The organism is Bacillus sp. 2175, assembly GCF_057812155.1.
On sequence record NZ_CM173819.1, the window covers coordinates 990,083 to 1,008,322 of the forward strand.

General features: G+C 35.6%; 18 protein-coding genes. 10 read left to right on the forward strand and 8 right to left on the reverse strand.

Features of this window, described 5'->3' with window-relative positions; genetic code table 11:
* Nucleotides 1-66: 66 nt before the first annotated feature.
* The gene (locus ACXKY9_RS05395; protein ID WP_002100828.1) at nucleotides 67-1,512 is read right to left on the reverse strand and encodes an MATE family efflux transporter; all 1,446 of its coding nucleotides are present in this window, start codon (nucleotides 1,510-1,512) and stop codon (nucleotides 67-69) included.
* A 352-nt stretch (nucleotides 1,513-1,864) separates the two neighbouring features.
* Here ACXKY9_RS05395 and ACXKY9_RS05400 point away from each other — a divergent pair, with 352 nt between their 5' ends.
* Nucleotides 1,865-3,511, forward strand: coding sequence for a peptide ABC transporter substrate-binding protein (locus ACXKY9_RS05400; protein WP_000727248.1), 1,647 nt, complete (start codon nucleotides 1,865-1,867; stop codon nucleotides 3,509-3,511).
* A gap of 30 nt (nucleotides 3,512-3,541) precedes the next feature.
* Here ACXKY9_RS05400 and ACXKY9_RS05405 read toward each other — a convergent pair whose 3' ends face one another.
* A complete protein-coding gene (locus tag ACXKY9_RS05405; protein ID WP_000559971.1) occupies nucleotides 3,542-3,745 on the reverse strand; it encodes a hypothetical protein in 204 nt (67 codons plus the stop codon).
* A 593-nt stretch (nucleotides 3,746-4,338) separates the two neighbouring features.
* Between ACXKY9_RS05405 and spx the strand changes: the two genes are divergently transcribed.
* Nucleotides 4,339-4,734, forward strand: coding sequence for a transcriptional regulator Spx (gene spx, locus ACXKY9_RS05410; protein ID WP_000258267.1), 396 nt, complete (start codon nucleotides 4,339-4,341; stop codon nucleotides 4,732-4,734).
* A 49-nt stretch (nucleotides 4,735-4,783) separates the two neighbouring features.
* On the opposite strand, the gene ACXKY9_RS05415 is transcribed toward spx, so the two are convergent.
* A complete protein-coding gene (locus ACXKY9_RS05415; protein WP_000362615.1) occupies nucleotides 4,784-5,458 on the reverse strand; it encodes a TerC family protein in 675 nt (224 codons plus the stop codon).
* Between the two features lie 345 nt (nucleotides 5,459-5,803).
* Here ACXKY9_RS05415 and mecA point away from each other — a divergent pair, with 345 nt between their 5' ends.
* The 4 genes from mecA (at nucleotide 5,804) to pepF (ending at nucleotide 11,307) form a co-directional block, all read left to right on the forward strand.
* Nucleotides 5,804-6,487, forward strand: coding sequence for an adaptor protein MecA (gene mecA / locus ACXKY9_RS05420; protein ID WP_000350716.1), 684 nt, complete (start codon nucleotides 5,804-5,806; stop codon nucleotides 6,485-6,487).
* A 72-nt stretch (nucleotides 6,488-6,559) separates the two neighbouring features.
* Nucleotides 6,560-8,104, forward strand: coding sequence for a cardiolipin synthase (locus ACXKY9_RS05425; RefSeq protein WP_000799197.1), 1,545 nt, complete (start codon nucleotides 6,560-6,562; stop codon nucleotides 8,102-8,104).
* Between the two features lie 80 nt (nucleotides 8,105-8,184).
* The gene (locus tag ACXKY9_RS05430; protein WP_000628331.1) at nucleotides 8,185-9,429 is read left to right on the forward strand and encodes a competence protein CoiA; all 1,245 of its coding nucleotides are present in this window, start codon (nucleotides 8,185-8,187) and stop codon (nucleotides 9,427-9,429) included.
* A 51-nt stretch (nucleotides 9,430-9,480) separates the two neighbouring features.
* The gene (gene pepF, locus ACXKY9_RS05435; protein WP_000003348.1) at nucleotides 9,481-11,307 is read left to right on the forward strand and encodes an oligoendopeptidase F; all 1,827 of its coding nucleotides are present in this window, start codon (nucleotides 9,481-9,483) and stop codon (nucleotides 11,305-11,307) included.
* A 130-nt stretch (nucleotides 11,308-11,437) separates the two neighbouring features.
* Here the strand turns inward: pepF and ACXKY9_RS05440 are convergent, their stop codons facing one another.
* The 4 genes from ACXKY9_RS05440 to ACXKY9_RS05455 all read right to left on the reverse strand — a co-directional run bounded on the left by ACXKY9_RS05440 (nucleotide 11,438) and on the right by ACXKY9_RS05455 (nucleotide 13,879).
* Complete coding sequence (locus ACXKY9_RS05440; protein WP_000750355.1) at nucleotides 11,438-11,611, reverse strand: hypothetical protein; 174 nt, start codon at nucleotides 11,609-11,611, stop codon at nucleotides 11,438-11,440.
* A gap of 229 nt (nucleotides 11,612-11,840) precedes the next feature.
* Nucleotides 11,841-12,734 carry a ClpXP adapter SpxH family protein gene (locus ACXKY9_RS05445; protein ID WP_000360656.1) on the reverse strand — a complete coding sequence of 298 codons (894 nt, stop codon included), beginning with the start codon at nucleotides 12,732-12,734 and terminating at the stop codon, nucleotides 11,841-11,843.
* Nucleotides 12,734-13,132, reverse strand: a complete 399-nt coding sequence (locus tag ACXKY9_RS05450; RefSeq protein WP_000043386.1) for a globin domain-containing protein — start codon at nucleotides 13,130-13,132, stop codon at nucleotides 12,734-12,736. The genes ACXKY9_RS05445 and ACXKY9_RS05450 overlap by 1 nt, the downstream gene beginning before the upstream one ends.
* 168 nt (nucleotides 13,133-13,300) lie before the next feature.
* Nucleotides 13,301-13,879 carry a CYTH domain-containing protein gene (locus ACXKY9_RS05455; RefSeq protein WP_000191125.1) on the reverse strand — a complete coding sequence of 193 codons (579 nt, stop codon included), beginning with the start codon at nucleotides 13,877-13,879 and terminating at the stop codon, nucleotides 13,301-13,303.
* Between the two features lie 144 nt (nucleotides 13,880-14,023).
* Between ACXKY9_RS05455 and ACXKY9_RS05460 the strand changes: the two genes are divergently transcribed.
* The 4 genes from ACXKY9_RS05460 to ACXKY9_RS05475 are packed head-to-tail and all read left to right on the forward strand — an operon-like array spanning nucleotide 14,024 to nucleotide 16,788.
* Nucleotides 14,024-14,395 (forward strand): UPF0738 family protein, encoded by a 372-nt coding sequence (locus tag ACXKY9_RS05460; protein ID WP_001180006.1) that lies wholly within the window; start codon nucleotides 14,024-14,026, stop codon nucleotides 14,393-14,395.
* A gap of 30 nt (nucleotides 14,396-14,425) precedes the next feature.
* Nucleotides 14,426-15,064: a GTP diphosphokinase gene (yjbM, locus tag ACXKY9_RS05465; RefSeq protein ID WP_001081482.1), complete on the forward strand. Its 639-nt coding sequence runs from the start codon at nucleotides 14,426-14,428 to the stop codon at nucleotides 15,062-15,064.
* An 18-nt stretch (nucleotides 15,065-15,082) separates the two neighbouring features.
* Complete coding sequence (locus tag ACXKY9_RS05470) at nucleotides 15,083-15,880, forward strand: NAD kinase (protein WP_000673190.1); 798 nt, start codon at nucleotides 15,083-15,085, stop codon at nucleotides 15,878-15,880.
* A gap of 14 nt (nucleotides 15,881-15,894) precedes the next feature.
* Nucleotides 15,895-16,788, forward strand: a complete 894-nt coding sequence (locus tag ACXKY9_RS05475; protein WP_001079131.1) for an RluA family pseudouridine synthase — start codon at nucleotides 15,895-15,897, stop codon at nucleotides 16,786-16,788.
* Between the two features lie 48 nt (nucleotides 16,789-16,836).
* Here the strand turns inward: ACXKY9_RS05475 and ACXKY9_RS05480 are convergent, their stop codons facing one another.
* Nucleotides 16,837-18,225, reverse strand: coding sequence for a peptidase G2 autoproteolytic cleavage domain-containing protein (locus ACXKY9_RS05480; protein ID WP_000730516.1), 1,389 nt, complete (start codon nucleotides 18,223-18,225; stop codon nucleotides 16,837-16,839).
* Nucleotides 18,226-18,240 lie beyond the last annotated feature (15 nt).

Consider the following 18,240-nt stretch of genomic DNA (forward strand, 5'->3'; position numbering starts at 1 on the left):
AGTCGATATATTTAAAGAATCGCCGATATAAATCTCATGTATCATTAGTGATATCCATATGCAAAATTACTGAACTTGAACAGAAACATTCTCCTCTTGTTCTTCAGGTTTAACAAGTGCATAACGCTCCCATGCTCTACTTTTCCAGCGGAAGAACATAATAATGGCACGTGTCCATTCGTCGATGGCGATTGCTAGCCAAATACCAACGAGCCCCATATCTAAATGAAAGGCGAAAAAGTAACCTAGTGGTAAACTCATTAACACCATAGAGAATGCACCGATTAAAACAGGATATTTTGCATCACCAGCTGCACGAAGCGAATTAATGATGACGATGTTCATCGTACGTCCCGTTTCAAGTAGTACACTTAGTAAAAGAACACTTGCGCCTAACCCGATAATGTGCGGATTATCTGTAAACAGTCCCATTAATTGTGTACGGAATGTAATAACGAGAGCGACCATACATAAAGTTACACCAATTGCCCATTTTACACTTTTCCACAAGCGTTCGTATGCTTCATCTTTTTCGCCACCACCAACGAGGCGGCCAATAATAATGGCTGTTCCCATACCAATTGCAATTGCAAATAAATAAGTGAACATGGAAATGTTAGTAGCGTATTGTCTAGCAGCTAATGATTCCGTTCCTAAGTACGTTGCGTAATAAAGGAAGACGATTTGACAAGCTTGATACATCACTTGTTCAAATGCAGATGGAATGCCAATTTTTAAAATTTTCCCAATGTATTCTTTGGATAAAGTGAAGTAATATTGTAATTTCACACGATATTCCATAACGCGGTATAGTAACCAGAAGAAAACAATAAGTGCGATCAATCGACTGATAGCGGAAGAAATTGCAGCCCCTTGTACACCGAGCTCAGGGAAACCAAATTTCCCGAAAATGAGTACGTAGTTTCCAACGATATGAATCATATTCATTCCGAGTGAAATAAACATCGCTTGCTTTGTAAAACCGTGTACACGGATAATTGCGGCTAATGAGTTAATAATAGCTTGTAGGAAGATGGCTCCTCCGACGATAGATAAGTAGTTTTGCGCATACGTTAGTACATCGCCTTGTAAGTTCATTGCGAGCATCATATGTTTCGAAAATAAAAGAAAACCAGCGCTTATAACGAGCCCAACTATTAAATTTAATGTGACGGCTAATGCTGATATTTTAGATGCTTCCATAAAGCGTTTGGAACCGAGGTATTGAGATACAACGATAGCAGCGCCGTTCCCGATGACTTCTAATACCAAAATCGCAATATGAAGATATTGATTCGCTGCACCAACCCCAGATACAGCATCGTCTGATAATGCACTTAACATGAAAGTATCAGCGATCCCCATTAACATAAAAAGAAAAACTTCTAGAAAAATAGGCCATGTTAATAAGAATAAACTTAATTTCTCAGTAGGCCCGTTTTTTGCCTGAATTGCTGCCATGTCCGTCCCCTCTTTACCGATATCTATTTTTAGCAAAATGTATCGTAACATACTTTCTTAACCTTTGCACTCATTTTAGCCTACATATTTTTATTATGAAGAGAGTGCTATTTTATGATAAAAACAAAAGGATAATTATACATAAAATATTATGAGATATAAAATTCGTTTTTCTCTGATAATTTAGAAAAGTGTAAAAAATATTATTTTTAACACTTTAGTATGAATAATCAGCAATATGAAACGTTTACAAAGGTATATTTTTTAACGGAAAATTTTAATGAAATAGAAATATAAATATACAAAAAATATATTTGTGTGTATAATATGAATTATTAGAACATATATATATTTCTTTTTGTTTGAAAATGAAAGGGTTAACATTTTTTTGGAGGGTGGAAGTATGAAAAAAAAGATACCAGTTTTTGTAGCATCAACAGTAGCGATGAGCATGATGTTAGGGGCATGTAGCTATCAAAAAGATGAATCGCAAGCAAACGCTAAAGGGGATAGCGGAAAAAGCGGTGCGAAGCAAGTTATTAACTTAATTGAAACACAAGAAATTCCAACGATGGATCCAGCGTTATCAGCTGATGCAGTTTCTTCAAGAGTAATGACTAATACGATGGAAGGCTTATACAGTTTAGGAAAAGATGATAAGCTAGTTCCTGGTGTAGCGAAGGAATTCAAAAAATCAGAAGATGGTAAAAAATATACATTTAAATTACGTGAAGACGCAAAATGGTCAAATGGTGAGCCTGTGACGGCAAAAGATTTCGTATATGCATGGCAAAGAGCGATTAACCCAGATACAGCTGCGAAATCAGCGTACATTATGTATGATATAAAAAATGCAGAGAAAATTAATAAAAAAGAGATGAGTCCGGATCAATTAGGGGTAAAGGCGATTGATGATTATATATTAGAAGTGGAATTAGATAATTCAATTCCATACCTTGTAGATTTAATGGTATATCCAATCTTCTATCCTGTGAATGAAAAGTTTGTGAAAGAGCAAGGTACGAAGTTTGGTTTGGAAGCGAATACAACTCTTTATAACGGGCCATTTACATTAAGTGATTGGCAACATGAACGTAGCTTTAAAATGACAAAGAGCGCGTCATATTGGGACAATAAAGAAGTGAAGATTGAAGAAGTAAACTTTAATATTGTAAAAGATACATCTACGCCAATTAACTTATATGAAACAAATGCAATTGATCGAGCGTCGTTATTAGCGGAGTTTATTGATAAATATAAAGGAAAACCAGATTTCCAAACAGTAGAAGATACATCTGTATTCTTCCTTCGTTTAAATCAAAAAGATCCAGCTTTAGCAAATAAAAATATTCGTAAAGCAATTTCACTTGCTTTTGACCGTAAGCCATTCGTGGATACATTATTAAATAACGGTTCTAAGCCAGCGACAGGATTAATTCCTGATAACTTCATTAAAGGACCAGATAAAAAAGATTTCCGTGCTGTAAACGGGGATATTGTAAAACCAAACGTGAAAGAAGCGAAGAAATATTGGGAAGCTGGTAAAAAAGAACTTGGTAAAAATGAAATCGAATTAGAATTATTAAATGAAGATGTAGAGTTATCAAAGAAAACTGGTGAATATTTAAAAGGTGAATTAGAAAAGAATTTACCAGGTTTAACAGTAAAAATTAAACAACAACCATTCGCACAAAAACTAAAATTAGAAGATGCGGGCGATTATGTCATGTCATTCTCTGGATGGAGTGCGGACTTCCCAGATCCAATTACATATCTTGATATGTTTGTAACAGATGGGTCACAAAATAAGATGAAGTACTCTAATCCAAAATACGATGAAATCATTATGAAGGCGAAAAAAGATGGAAGCGATGTAAATGCTCGTTGGAAGAACTTATTAGAAGCAGAAAAAATGTTACTTGATGATGCTGCGATCGTTCCAGTATATCAACGTGGTAGAGCATATTTACAAAGAGATTCAATTAAAAATATGTATAACCATAAATATGGCGGCGATTTAAGCTTTAAATGGGCGTCAGTAGAGAAATAAGAAAAAAAAGCAGGTGATCACCTGCTTTTTTTAATACGTTCGTTTCTTATAAATGCCTTTTCCGCCAACTTGGTTCCAGCCAGATTGTACATCCAAACTTTTGTTAACAAACTTCATTTTTTCTTTTCCACCAAAGAGCTTTTCGCCGATGCTATTTGTAATGACACCAATCAATGCTGTTATTCCGATGATGAGGGCAGCAACCGTAATAAAATCAATAAAAAAAGCAATCATTTGAAAACTCCCCCTTTGCCTGTCTGTATGTTTATTGTATGAGATAAAAAATGAAAAAGAAAGAAATGTCAGAAAAATATTTAATTTACTTTAGAAATCATGTAGACAGGAGGGAGGATATTTGTTAAAATAAGAACAAATGTTCCTTTTTATTCTCATTTGTATAGTCTTACATTTCTTAATTGATTTATCAAGAAAAAGTAAGAAAACGTTCTCTTTTTCATAGGGAAGATTATAGATAAATAACTATATATTATATGAAAAATCTATGGGAAGTGAGTAGTAAAAGGGTTGAAAGTTATTGTTAAAGTACAGCTGAAATGAGCGTAATCATGTTACATAGCAGTGAAATACACGGGAGAGTTTTCTCAACTAGCAGGAAATTTACTGTATATTTCTTGCAAAATCTATTGTATAATGATTATAGAAGTTACTTATTAAAAGTAATTGTTGTTTATTATAAGTTGTTGCTTACATGAAATGTGATTTTTGTACTTTTCAATAAGACAAGTTATCACGAAAAATTGCTGAAGTTAGAAATTAAAACTGTATTTAGTACAGAATTTGTACTCTTTAAGGAGAGTGAGCTTTGTATGGTAACATTATATAGTTCTCCAAGCTGTACGTCTTGTAGAAAGGCGAAATTATGGCTAGAGGAAAATCATATTCCCTATACAGAACGTAATATTTTCTCAGATCCATTAACGATTGAGGAAATTAAAGAGATTTTACGTATGACAGAAAGCGGAACGGATGAGATTATTTCTACTCGTTCGAAAGTTTTCCAAGAATTGAATGTAAACTTAGAGTCTTTACCACTTCAAGATTTATATAAGATGATTCGTGACTATCCAGGGATTTTACGTCGTCCAATTATGATTGACGAGAAACGCCTTCAAGTTGGTTACAACGAAGACGAAATTCGTCGTTTCTTACCACGTACAGTAAGAACGTTCCAATTACGTGAAGCACAACGTCTTGTAAATTAATTATAATAATATGAAAACCTTCTACCTATTATATAGTAGAAGGTTTTTTTTAATGTTTCACATTGCGTAATCGAACTTGTTGTACAATAAAGCCGATGCATAAAATAGTGAAAATGAACAAATAAGGAATGCTTGCAGTGAAACTTGGATTGTTATGAAAAAAGGTTGCAAGTCTGTCTTCATGTGTAACCATTTTTCCTGCAGTATAGGCAAGAATTGCTGCACCGCAATAAATGAGGAATGGAAATCGCTCCATAAGTATTAAAATAAGTTTGCTGCCCCAAATAATAATCGGGATAGAAATGAGTAAGCCGATTATGACGAGTAAAAATCTCCCGTGAGCTGCACCTGCAATGGCAATAACATTATCAAACCCCATAACGAGATCCGCGAAAACAATTGTCCGCACAGCTTGAAATAAAGTTGTTTTTCCTTGAATAGAAGAAAGATCGTTGCTATTATCGGTTAATAAATTGACTGCAATTAATGTAAGTAAAACCCCGCCAATCAATTGTAGAAATGGAATGTCGAGTAAATAGACAGCTAGTATAGTAAGGACAATTCTTAGTACAATCGCTAAAAGAGTACCGATCAAAATAGCCTTATTTCGTTTCGATTCAGGTAAATTTCGGCTAGCTAGTGCGATGACGATTGCATTGTCACCACCTAATACAACATCGATACCGACAATCATTAGTACGGATGTTAAAAACTCTAAGTCCATTCGTCTGCCTCCATTTATGATGTTTTAATAAGCGAACTATATGTATGTGATGAAGAAAGTTGTTGTTAAATAATCTCTTCTAATAGAAGTTTCACTTTATTACAGTGTACGGGGGAATGTGGAAATGTATGTCCAAATTTTTTGTAAGTAAGAAATCGCTATAATAATATATTTACGTAGTTGATCGAGTAAAGATAGGCATATAACTATTTTTGTAAAATAAATCGATTTTATTTCCATTCTGGAGAATCTTATCATAAAATGAGAGTACAAGAATCTATTGATTTGTCATATGAGTGGGGAATCCCTTCATAACAATTCTAAGCAGGAAGGGAGAGTTGTATTTTGGATATTGAAAGAATTAATGATCATACGATGAAATTTTTTATTACGTACATTGATATAGAGGATAGAGGATTTAATCGTGAAGAGATTTGGTATGATCGCGAACGAAGTGAAGAGCTCTTTTGGGAGATGATGGACGAAGCTCGTGATCATGACGATTTCTTTATTGATGGGCCGTTATGGATTCAAGTGCAAGCAGTCGATAAAGGGATTGAAGTACTTGTCACGAAAGCAGAGCTTTCAAAGGACGGGCAAAAGCTGGAACTACCGATAGGGGTAGACAAAATTATAGATATTCCTCTAGATGAAGGCATCGAATCATTATTCCAGCAAGAATTAGTCGAAGAGGTAGAAGAACAAACAGGAACAAACTTTAATGAAGATGGTACGTTTGGCTTTTTAATTAAGTTTAATGATTTTGAAGATGTCATTTCATTAAGTCATCGTCTTATCTTTGAAGATATAAAAGATGAGCTGTATTCATTTGAGAACCGCTATTATGTATATGTGGAATTCGATGAAGTGCTACATGATGAAGAAGAAATCGATCGTATTTTAAGTATTATTTTAGAATATGGAGAAGAATCAACTTTAACAATTCATCGTGTAAGTGAGTATGGAAAACAAATTGTGAAAGAGCATGCGCTTGAAACGATTCGCAATAATTTTCCTGCTAAAACGTAGGCCGATTTCTGTAGTATGAAATCGGCTTTTTATATGAAGAATAGGAAAGCTTTCTTAGTTAGGAGGTAAGAGATGAAAAATACGTTAAAGCTGATTTTCTTTATACTGCTATTGTTCGCATTATTTGTTTCGTTACGTATGTTTATTGATGTAGCATTTTATTCAGATGTGATTGGGATAAAAGATGTTTCGGTTTTAGGTATTATTAGTATTTTATTTACAGTATCTGCGTTTTTAATTGGTTGCGTTATTTTCTTAGAGAACCGTCATCCGTCAAAAACACTTACATGGCTCATTGTGTTAGGTATTTTTCCGGTATTTGGATTCTTCGCTTATTTATTATTCGGACAGAACTTTCGGAGGAAGAGAATGTTCCAAAAGAAGGCGTTGCTCGATGAACAAGCGTTTTTACAATATAAGGGGCATGAAGATTACGAAGAACGGATTTTACGCAATCATAAGCATCAAGAGCTGTTATTTCGTTTAGCGGATCGCTTAGGCGCTTTAAATATTTCATTTCAAACTGAAACGAGAACATTAACAAATGGAGATGAAACGTTTCAGGCCATTTTAGATGGATTAAAACGAGCGAAACATCACATTCATATGGAATATTACATTGTGCGTGATGATAAGCTTGGAACGGAAATTAAAGATATTTTAATACAAAAATCAAAAGAGGGCGTAGTCGTTCGTTTTTTGTATGATGCGGTTGGAAGTTTTAAATTATCAAAATCGTATATTGAAGAATTAAACGATGCAGGAGTCGAAATGATTCCGTTCTTCCCTGTACGCTTTCCGATTTTAAACGATAAAATTAATTATCGAAATCATCGAAAAATCGTTATTATTGATGGAAAAGAAGGCTTTGTAGGTGGATTAAATATTGGTGATGAATATTTAGGGAAGGATAAGTACTTCGGCTTTTGGCGAGACACACATTTATATTTGCGTGGTGAAGCTGTACAAAGTTTGCAGCTTATTTTCCTTCAAGATTGGTTTTATATGACTGGTGAGGCTGTGCTAGCCCCTGAATATTTACAAGCGAAAGCAGTTGAGGGGGAGCATTGGGGAGGCGTGCAGCTTGTTGCAGGTGGGCCTGATAATAAATGGGAAACGATTAAGCATTTATATTTTGCCATGATTGCTTCTGCTCGGAAATCCATTTGGATTGCAACGCCGTATTTTATTCCGGATGATGATATTTTATCCGCATTAAAGGTTGCTGCACTTGCTGGTATTGATGTTCGTTTATTAATGCCGAGTAAACCGGATAAGCGTACTGTCTTTTACGCATCGAGATCTTACTTCCCAGAGCTTTTAGATGCAGGTGTAAAGATATATGAATATGAAAAAGGTTTTCTTCATAGTAAAGTTGTCATCGTCGATTCTGATTTAGCTTCAATTGGGACAGCTAATATGGATATGAGAAGTTTTCATTTGAATTTTGAAGTAAATGCCTTTTTATATGATACAGATAGCATTCGAAAACTTGTTCAAGACTTTAAAGATGATTTAGAAGAATCAAGTGAAATTCATGTTGATCATTTTCATAAAAGACGTCTTCATAGACGAATTGTTGAATCAACATACCGCTTATTATCACCTTTATTATAAAAAGAGATGTCCGAAATTGGGATATCTCTTTTTTAAAAGGAATTTGTAACAAATTGTAGAATATAAGGAGCTGAAAGGGTGTGATTACGATATTTATCGCTAAAAGAGAAAACGGAGAGAAAATTCATTTACTCTATAATTGTAATGAAAAGCTTTTGCGCCGTATGCGTCAACAAGAACGATTCTTTTGTGTAGCTTGTGGAAAGGAAGTGCAAATGAAATTAGGGAAACAAAAAAGTTGGCATTTTGCTCATAAAAAAGTGGATTCATGTCTTGCCTTTTATGAAGCGGAATCAACGTATCATATGCACGGTAAAGAATTGTTATATAGATGGTTCAAGCGTCAAAACTTTCAGGTGGATATAGAGTACTACCTTCCAGAAATTAAGCAACGACCAGATGTTTTTGTAGAGAGGGCGGGCAGAAAAATTGCAATTGAATACCAATGTGCAAACCTCGCTATAGAGCAGCTGTACAAAAGAACATATTCGTATTGGCAAGCTGGTATACAGGTCATTTGGATCGTTGGTGGAAATCAATTGAAAAAGCAATCTGCATATTGGATGAAATTTTCCTCACTTATGGCTTTCTCCTTACAATCTTATCCTCAGCCACTTCTTATTTTCTTCTGTCCGAAACAAAAATCATTTATGAAATGTGCATTTGTCACTCCCTTTTCTACAAATGTCTTTTTCTCACATACTATATATTTACCAACTGATACGACTACTTTTGAAATGCTTTTTTCTCCCGTTCCTTTCGGGAAAGAAAGATTGGGTGAAGAGTGGAAGAAGAGAAAGAACTACTTCCGCAAAAATGCCCTGCCGATTTGGAATTATAATTATAAGTCATTATTACGCCTCTTATATCAATTTAAATGTACCCCAGCAAGCTTTCCTTCTGAAATTGGTGTTCCACTCCCTTCTGCATTTGCTTTACAAACAAACCCATTTATATGGCAAGCTTTTCTATATATGAAGTGTATAGGGAAGCTTGCAGTGGGAGAGTGTATTTCTCTTCAATACGTGTGTAGTTATGTAAAAAGGTATACGAAAAGGCGGATACTTCCGTACTTTTCAAAGCATATATGGAAAGTGGCAGTTACTGAATATATGACATTTTTATGCTATATAGGTGTTTTGCGTAAAGTGGGAACTTATACGTACCGGAAAATAAGGGATGTCATGATGTTAAAAACAGAGGAGGAGATTATAAAACATGATGAGATTTGCTTAATACATGCGCTATCTTTATTTGAGGCAAATTTTAACATGAGAGGAGGAAAAGGGGATATAATAAAGAATGATTGTGAAGGAATTACATAAGAAAAAAACGAATTGTACTTAAGTAGAGATATTTAAAGGAGGGCTTAAAGAATGTCTGAACAAAACAAAGCGAAAGCATTACCAGATCGCAACGAGATTGAAGAAGCAAGTACGTGGCGATTAGAAGATATTTTCCAAACGGATGCAGAATGGGAAAAAGAATTTCAAGCTATTAAAGAGCTATTGCCGAAGTTAACTGAATTTAAAGGGAAACTTGGTGACTCTGCGGACAATTTACTTGAGGCATTGCAATATGAAGATGAAATTTCAATGCGATTAGGTAAGTTATATACATATGCTCATATGCGTTACGATCAAGATACAACAAACTCTGTATATCAAGCATTAAATGATCGCGCAACAAATTTATATTCACAAGTATCTAGTAGCACAGCGTATATTGTTCCTGAAATTTTATCGATTTCAGAAGATACACTGCAAACATTCTTGAAGGAAAATAGAGATTTAAGTGTATATGAACATGCATTAGAAGAAATTACACGTCAACGCCCGCACGTATTATCAGAAGCTGAGGAAGCTTTATTAGCGGAAGCATCTGAAGTAATGAGTTCATCAAGCAATACATTCGGTATGTTGAATAACGCGGATTTAAAATTCCCATCTATTAAAGGGGAAGACGGAGAAGAAATAGAAATTACACATGGCCGTTACATTCAGTTTTTAGAAAGTGATGATCCTCGTGTTCGCAAAGATGCATTTAAAGCTGTATATGAAACGTACGGAAAATTTAAAAACACATTCGCAAGTACGTTAAGTGGAGCAGTAAAACGTAATAATTTCAATGCGCGTGTTCGTAAATATGATTCTGCTCGCCAAGCTGCATTGAGCAATAATAATATTCCGGAAGCAGTATACGATCAACTCGTTGAAACAGTAAATGACAACTTACATTTATTACACCGTTACATCGATATTCGTAAGCGTGCACTAGGACTTGATGAGCTTCATATGTATGATTTATATACACCACTTGTACCAGAAGTGAAAATGAATGTGAAATACGAAGAAGCGCAAGACCTTTTATTAAAATCTTTAAACGTACTTGGTGATGAATATGTTGATATTTTGAAAGAGGCATATGAAAATCGCTGGGTAGATGTGTATGAGAATAAAGGAAAACGAAGCGGGGCATATTCATCTGGTGCATATGGAACAAATCCGTATATTTTAATGAACTGGCATGATAATGTAAATAATTTATTTACACTTGCTCATGAGTTTGGTCATTCGGTGCATAGTTACTATACAAGAAAAACACAACCGCACGTATATGGTGATTATTCCATCTTCGTAGCAGAAGTGGCATCTACTTGTAATGAAGCGCTTCTAAATGATTATTTATTAAAAACGACAGAAGATAAGAAAGAGCGTCTATATTTATTAAATCATTATTTAGAAGGGTTCCGTGGTACTGTATTCCGTCAAACGATGTTTGCAGAGTTTGAACATATTATTCATAAGAAAGTACAAGAAGGACATGCTGTTACGCCAGACATGCTAACGGAAATTTACTACGATTTAAATAAGAAATATTTCGGTGACGCTTTAGTAATCGATGAAGAGATTGGTTTAGAATGGTCTCGTATTCCACACTTCTACTACAACTATTACGTATATCAATACGCAACAGGATTTAGTGCAGCGACAGCTCTATCTAAACAGATTTTAGAAGAAGGACAACCAGCAGTAGAACGTTATATTAACGAGTTCTTAAAAGCAGGAAGCTCTGATTATCCAATTGAAGTGCTGAAAAAAGCAGGAGTAGATATGGCATCTCCTGAACCAGTAAAAGAGGCACTACAAGTATTTGAAGAGAAATTAAATGAATTAGAAGCATTATTATTTGAAGAAAAGTAATGAAAAAAGACGAGGGATTGTATCCTCGTCTTTTTTGTTGAATAGATTTAATGTCGATATTTGTTGAAAAAAAGATGAATTTCTTTATTTTTTCTAACTGAAAGGATAGCTTTACGGCTGATTTTTGAACTTAAAACCCTTTGAATCGTTTTTTATAATTGAAATAAGAGAGTGTGATAACGATGATTCCGAATAAAAGAGGTAAGGCAATAATTTTAGGAAAAGCTTGTAGTAGAGAGAGGATGTACAAGAAAAAAGAAACGATGACAGCTAGAAAGAGAAGAGCAATATAAGATTTTTTCATAAATAAACCCCCTAAATGACCTTTTTTATAGCTTATTCAAAAATGAAAACGTTTAGAATGTGACAAAAGTGTGAAATTCGACAAAAGGGGTTGTCATCTGACGTCGAATCTTGTAATATAATAAGCGTGAACGAATTCACATACAAACATATACCCCTTTGTTTGAACGTGAAAATTTCTCCCATCCCCTTTAATATTTTTATAAGCCGTAAAGAAAAAGACCTGGTGTTTACACCAGGTCTTTTTCTTTTGCTATCCATTTCCAATAACGTTCGCATTTTACTTCAATCATTTGTACTTTTCGTTTCAGTTGTAATTTTTTTAGTTCGCGCTCAATTTCTTGCTGCGGACAGTCATAAATAAATGCTACTTCTTTTGAAGATATAAATTGTGTTGCTTCTAGTAGCACTTCTAAAGGTGGTAATGGTTCTGGCTCAATTTCACATTTTACAAGTTCTTTCAATAATTGTACGTATACATCGTAGGAATAATTTCCAGCGATTTTAATACCTTCTTCATCTGAGTTCGCATGAAAAAAGACGAGGGAAGGTATTTCTGTAATATGCATTTCATTCGTGAATTTCAAGTCACATTGGAAAGCTTTTTTTGCACTAGCAGAATGTAGATCTTTTTTAAATTCTTCTACATCAATATTGCTATCTCTCGCACATGCAAGTAATAGTTCGCAATCAGGGTTTGATACATTTTCAAGGAAAATGTATTCTTGGAGTTTTCGCAAAAACTTCGAACCTGCTTTTCGGCCTTGCAACTCCGCTGCCTTAATTGCCATCGAAACTAAATATGGTGTTGACGATGCTTCTTGCATATGTACCTTTCCATCACATGAAAAACCTTGTAAACTGGTTGTCTTTTCCCACACAAATCGAATATTAGCAGGTTTATTCCATTTGTGTGAGGAAGCGTTCGTTCCATCCACTTTCCCTGTTACGATATGACGAATAGAGAAGTATTTCCCGTATTCAAGCCATAGTTTAATAATAAAAGGCTCAATTTCCCAGCAATCTTTACAAAGTGGATCAATAAATAAATATGCTTCTACAGACTTATGCTCGCATGCGGAAGGAGATGGCATATTTATATGCTTTGCTTCCTGCTTATCCATTACACTTCACCTGTTTCGTTTGGAGTATTAACCATATGCTGAGCGGTTAATGCTAAACGTTCAAAAACAAACTCTCTTATATGACCATGCACTCCAGTATCATCCATTGCTTGCTCCATACATGATAGCCAAGCCTCTGCTCGTTTTGGGGTAATCTCAAACGGGAGATGGCGTGCTCTTAACATAGGATGACCATGTTCTTCAGTGTACAAATTAGGACCACCTAAATATTGGGTTAAAAATTGCTTCTGCTTCCTAGCGGTTTCTGTTAAATCTTCCGGGAAGATGGGAGATAAGTCAGGGTGTTTACTGACATAGGAATAAAATGTATCTACTAATATTGCAATGCATTGTTCACCGCCAATTGCTTCAAATGGTGTCATCGGTTGCTTGCTCATCCTTTATAAACTCCTTTTTCCATGAAATGTATATCTATTGTAGCAATGGAATGTTCGAGAGGGCAAATAAACAGCCTTCTCAAAGATTCTTTGCTTATTCTACGGGTGTAACCTTTTTTAGTGAGATGTATCCACTAGTGAAACATATTCACTAGTGGAATTTTCACTTTAGCGTGCTTTGTTTTGTTTGGCAAGGAAAAAGCGTTTTACTTTGTTATTTGTATGGCGAACGGGTATGTTATGTTGCGTTAATAAATCAATAAATGCAGCTTTTCCTGTTTCTTCATCTTGCACTTCAAATTCAATTTCATAATCATCGTGATTGTAATAGAAACTATGATCAAAGACAAGCGTTCCGCCTTTAAATAATGTTTCTGCTCTTTCTGTTGTTAAACTACCCATATATGTTAAAGCAGAAACAGGAATTTGTAATTTGTGTAATTGATCTACTACTGCTCCTTGAATGATTGTGTTTGTTTCCATCATCATTTTTGCTTCGTCTTCTGTTACGACTTGATGCGTTTCTAATAAACCAATTTCTGCAGGTTGTTTCAACGTTAACGTATAAGTTTTTCCTTTATGACGAATACGAAGTGCAGAGCCAGCTTCTTTTAACGAGAAGTCAGGTGTTTCAAAGTAGTGATTCACTTGTTTTGTAAATGCTTCAATAGAAAACGATTTACATAATGTATCGAATTCTTCTTTTGTAACGATATTTTTGAATTCAATTTCAATTTCTTGTGTCATTGTATAATCTCCTTTTGAAAAATAATTCTTTACACATTATCGCTTTTTCATAAATTTGGTTCAATGTTTTATTTGTTTGCGTCCATGTTATGATACAATAATACTGTTAAGTAAGACAGGAAGTTGAGATGGAGGAGTTAGAGCATGCAAAATAAAATCCAAGTTAAGAGCGTAGAAAAGAGAGAGAATGCTCTTATTTTTTGTGCGGAAAATAGTGAAATAGAGGTAAAGGAGTTAAGTGCGCGTAATCACGTACTTGTAGACTCAGACAATTTATCATTTTTATATATCTTAGAAAATGAATCATCTTTCATTTATGTAAGTATTCCGCACACATGCTGGGAAGCAATGCATGAAGCGATGAATAGCGATGTGGTTATGTTCGTTCGCGTGAATGACATTGAAATGGAATTAGAAGGATTAAAAGAAGAAGTAGAATATTTAGTTGAAAATATTGAAGGTAATGCAAATTACGGAGAAGAACTAGTAACTGCTGTAGAAAAAGTATTTCTATAAGCAAATGGATTGATTTTGGTGGTGGTTGAAATGAATCGAAATTGGGAAGAATTTTTAGCACCTTACCACCAAGCGGTGGCAGAGCTGAAAGTGAAACTAAAAGGAATGCGTACTCAATTTGCAATGTTAACAGAGCATTCTCCAATTGAGTTTGTAACAGGAAGGGTAAAGTCGGTTGCAAGTATTATTGATAAAGCGGAGAAGAGAAATGTACCGCTAGACCGATTGAGAGAAGATATGCAGGATATTGCTGGGCTTAGAATGATGTGTCAATTTGTTGATGAGATTAAGCCTGTTGTAGAATATCTTCGAAAACGAAATGACTTTGAAATCGTGGAAGAACGTGATTATGTTACGCAAAAGAAAGATAGTGGTTATCGTTCTTATCATGTTGTCATTAGTTATCCTGTTCAAACGATTCAGGGTGAACAAAAAGTATTGGTAGAAATCCAAATACGCACGCTAGCAATGAACTTTTGGGCAACAATTGAGCATTCTTTAAATTATAAATATAGTGGACGTTTTCCTGAAGATATTAAAATAAGGTTGCAACGTGCAGCTGAAGCGGCGTTTTTATTAGATGAAGAAATGTCTTCTATTCGTCTTGAAATTCAAGAAGCGCAAAAGGCTTTTTCAAGAAAGCAAGAAACGAAAGATTCTGAATCATAAACTAAAGGGTGTTGGGCGATGAAATTTACAATTATGTCAAAGGGAGATCAATCATCAGATACACTGGCAAGCACGATGAAAGAGTACTTGCTAGATTTTGGATTTATAATGGATGAAAAGGAACCCGATATTGTAATTTCTGTTGGGGGAGATGGAACGCTTTTATATGCGTTTCATCGTTATTATAATCGATTGGATGAAACAGCATTTGTTGGTGTACATACAGGACATCTAGGTTTCTATGCAGATTGGTTACCGACAGAAGTAGAGAAATTAGTAATTGCAATTGCGAAAACACCATTCCAAGTGGTGGAATATCCGCTTTTAGAAGTTATTATTCGCTATGTGAATGGAAGTAAAGAGTCACAGTATTTAGCGATGAATGAGGCGACTGTAAAAAGTGCAGAAGGTACATTAGTAACAGAAGTAGAAATACGCGGAGAATATTTTGAAACATTCCGCGGAGACGGCCTATGTATCTCTACTCCTTCAGGAAGTACCGCGTATAATAAAGCGCTTGGCGGAGCGATTATTCACCCATCTATTGAAGCGATACAAATTGCAGAAATGGCGTCCATTAACAATCGTGTATTTCGTACTGTAGGATCGCCGCTCGTATTGCCGAAGCATCATACATGTGTGTTAAAGCCAGCTGCAGGAATGAACTTACAAATTACAGTGGATCATTTAACGATGGTTCATCAAGATGTGAAATCAATCCAGTATCGGGTCGCAAACGAGAAAGTACGATTTGTTCGTTTCCGTCCATTCCCGTTCTGGAAACGAGTTCGTGACTCGTTTGTTGCGGATAAATAGAAAGGGTTATATATTTGAACAGATTTACATTGAAATGGGATATAGGTCCGGCTGAAGAGGGAACTTTAGTTAGGGAATTTTTGAAAACGAAATGTATTTCTAAAGCCGCTTTAACGGATATAAAGTTTCACGGCGGGGCAATTGAAGTAAATGGTCAACATGCGAGTGTTCGTCATCAGTTGCGTGCTGGTGAAGAATTACGTGTCTTTTTTCCAGTTGAGGAAAGAAGTGAAGGGATGATGGCAGAAGATATCCCTTTAAGCATTGTATATGAAGATGACGCGGTTCTTATCATTAATAAAGAGGCGAACATGTCAACGATTCCGTCTAGAGAACATCCGACAAGGAGTGTTGCCAATGCGCTTTTATCTCATTATGATAAGCAGCACCTTGCAAGTACAGTGCACATCGTAACACGTTTAGATCGTGATACTTCGGGGCTTATGCTTATTGCAAAAAATCGTTTCGTGCATCATCTTTTATCGAAGCAGCATCAACAAAAAGCTGTGAAACGAACGTATGAAGCAATTGTTCACGGAAAGATTGTAGAACGAGAAGGAATGATTGATGCACCAATTGGTCGAAAATCTGATAGCATTATTGAGCGAACGGTTTGTGAGGATGGACAAAGGGCAGTTACTCATTTTAAGGTAATTGATAGTACATATCATAAGACACATGTAGCGCTTGAGCTTGAGACAGGAAGAACGCATCAAATTCGTGTGCATATGGCTCATATAGGACATCCGTTACTTGGTGATAGCTTATATGGAGGGAGAAGGGATGAAATGAAACGGCAAGCACTTCATAGTAAATCTTTGACGTTTTATCATCCTATTTTAGAGAAAGAGATGTCTTTCACTATAAAGCTTCCAAGCGATATGCAAGAAGTGTTGCGGCATACTTAAAAAGGGGACAAAATTCTTATATTATAAAGAATTTTGTTCCCTTTTTTCTTAGCGGAATAATATTAAAATTTGGTTTTCACCCGTACGCTTTATAACGAAAAATCCACTTTCGGCTTTTGTAGCAATGCCATTGTCATTTGGACGACAATATCCATGTGCTTCGCAAGTGCCGTCATCACGTACTAACATTTGTCCAATTAATCCGACAGGAAGCCACTCGGCGCGATCTTTTCTTGCTACATATTTGCAAGTTGGATCCCATTCTGTATTTAAAAGAGGTTGTATTTCTTCGGCTTCCGTCCATACATATTGGCGTTTTCCAAAGTTATCTGTTTTATAACGTTTTTGCCAACTTAAAGCCCCGCTATTTCCTATAAGGGCAGGGGTTGCACTAGATATTCCTAAAATGAACGAATCGCGTGAAGTAGCTATCCGAATTTTTTCTTCGTTACTAAATGTAACGAAATAACCGACATCAATAGGTTTATAACCTTCGGTTTCAAACATTTGTGCAAAATCCGTTCCGCTTGCATTGTAAGACGCGCCCTCAATGTACATTTCTCCATTATGAGCAAGCCATTTAGCCCCGATATTATGGTCGGTGTCGCTTACACCATTTGCAATAAACCAAGAATAAGCTTCTTCTGCAATGCCGAAGCGCCCCATAATATGGCTACCTGCAAAATGAGCTGTTGATGTATGATGACCTTCCGCATGAGAAGAGGATCCGTTAGCGATAGTTGCGTTTCCTTCTGCGTGTGCTGCTTCGCCTAAAGCAATTGTCTGTTTACCCTCCGCATGAGAATAAGCCCCGCCTGCTGTCGTTTCACTTCCCTCACTATGCGAACTATGTCCAGTTGCTTTTGAGTTTGATCCTTCTGCATGAGAGAAAGAACCTTTTGCGTGTGTTAATAAGCCTTCCGCATGTGCTGCCATGCCCTCCGCATGAGAGTGAAGCCCCTCTGCATATGCATATCGGCCGCCCCTTTTAACTTTTGTATTTTCAGGTGTAGGTGTCTCAATTATGAGGGGTTTTTCAGTTTGTATATCATTCGATGAAGCCAATGCCTCTTTTATTTTTTTTACTTTGTTTATAATAGCAGCTGGAATTTCTGGTTCCACTTTTTTATTTATTGCTACAGAAATATTTTCTTCCGTCTTTTCTTCTGCTTGATTAGAATGTATTACCTGTTCATCTTGATTTGAGAGCTGTTTATTTTTTTGTTGCATCTTTATTTTTCTGCGATCGATTATGCGGCTCATCACAGCATTTTCTAAAGAGACATATGTTGGTTTTACTTTGCTTTTTTTTGATGACTCTTGTTCTTCCAGTTCTTCTATCGCTGCAGCCCGAATACTACACCAGTTGTTAATTCCGTACATGGGCAGATATAAAGGGGGAAATTTTCTTTTTTGTTTAGAAGATTTTTTCTTCATTCTGTCACCTCCTGC

Excerpts from the sequence above, each read along its gene's own strand:
- ACXKY9_RS05395 (WP_002100828.1), bottom strand. The coding sequence starts at position 1,512 with ATGTTACGATACATTTTGCTAAAAATAGATATCGGTAAAGAGGGGACG.
- ACXKY9_RS05400 (WP_000727248.1), top strand. The coding sequence starts at position 1,865 with ATGAAAAAAAAGATACCAGTTTTTGTAGCATCAACAGTAGCGATGAGC.
- ACXKY9_RS05405 (WP_000559971.1), bottom strand. The coding sequence starts at position 3,745 with ATGATTGCTTTTTTTATTGATTTTATTACGGTTGCTGCCCTCATCATC.
- spx (WP_000258267.1), top strand. The coding sequence starts at position 4,339 with ATGGTAACATTATATAGTTCTCCAAGCTGTACGTCTTGTAGAAAGGCG.
- ACXKY9_RS05415 (WP_000362615.1), bottom strand. The coding sequence starts at position 5,458 with ATGGACTTAGAGTTTTTAACATCCGTACTAATGATTGTCGGTATCGAT.
- ACXKY9_RS05425 (WP_000799197.1), top strand. The coding sequence starts at position 6,560 with ATGAAAAATACGTTAAAGCTGATTTTCTTTATACTGCTATTGTTCGCA.
- pepF (WP_000003348.1), top strand. The coding sequence starts at position 9,481 with ATGTCTGAACAAAACAAAGCGAAAGCATTACCAGATCGCAACGAGATT.
- ACXKY9_RS05440 (WP_000750355.1), bottom strand. The coding sequence starts at position 11,611 with ATGAAAAAATCTTATATTGCTCTTCTCTTTCTAGCTGTCATCGTTTCT.
- ACXKY9_RS05445 (WP_000360656.1), bottom strand. The coding sequence starts at position 12,734 with ATGGATAAGCAGGAAGCAAAGCATATAAATATGCCATCTCCTTCCGCA.
- ACXKY9_RS05450 (WP_000043386.1), bottom strand. The coding sequence starts at position 13,132 with ATGAGCAAGCAACCGATGACACCATTTGAAGCAATTGGCGGTGAACAA.
- ACXKY9_RS05455 (WP_000191125.1), bottom strand. The coding sequence starts at position 13,879 with ATGACACAAGAAATTGAAATTGAATTCAAAAATATCGTTACAAAAGAA.
- ACXKY9_RS05460 (WP_001180006.1), top strand. The coding sequence starts at position 14,024 with ATGCAAAATAAAATCCAAGTTAAGAGCGTAGAAAAGAGAGAGAATGCT.
- yjbM (WP_001081482.1), top strand. The coding sequence starts at position 14,426 with ATGAATCGAAATTGGGAAGAATTTTTAGCACCTTACCACCAAGCGGTG.
- ACXKY9_RS05470 (WP_000673190.1), top strand. The coding sequence starts at position 15,083 with ATGAAATTTACAATTATGTCAAAGGGAGATCAATCATCAGATACACTG.
- ACXKY9_RS05480 (WP_000730516.1), bottom strand. The coding sequence starts at position 18,225 with ATGAAGAAAAAATCTTCTAAACAAAAAAGAAAATTTCCCCCTTTATAT.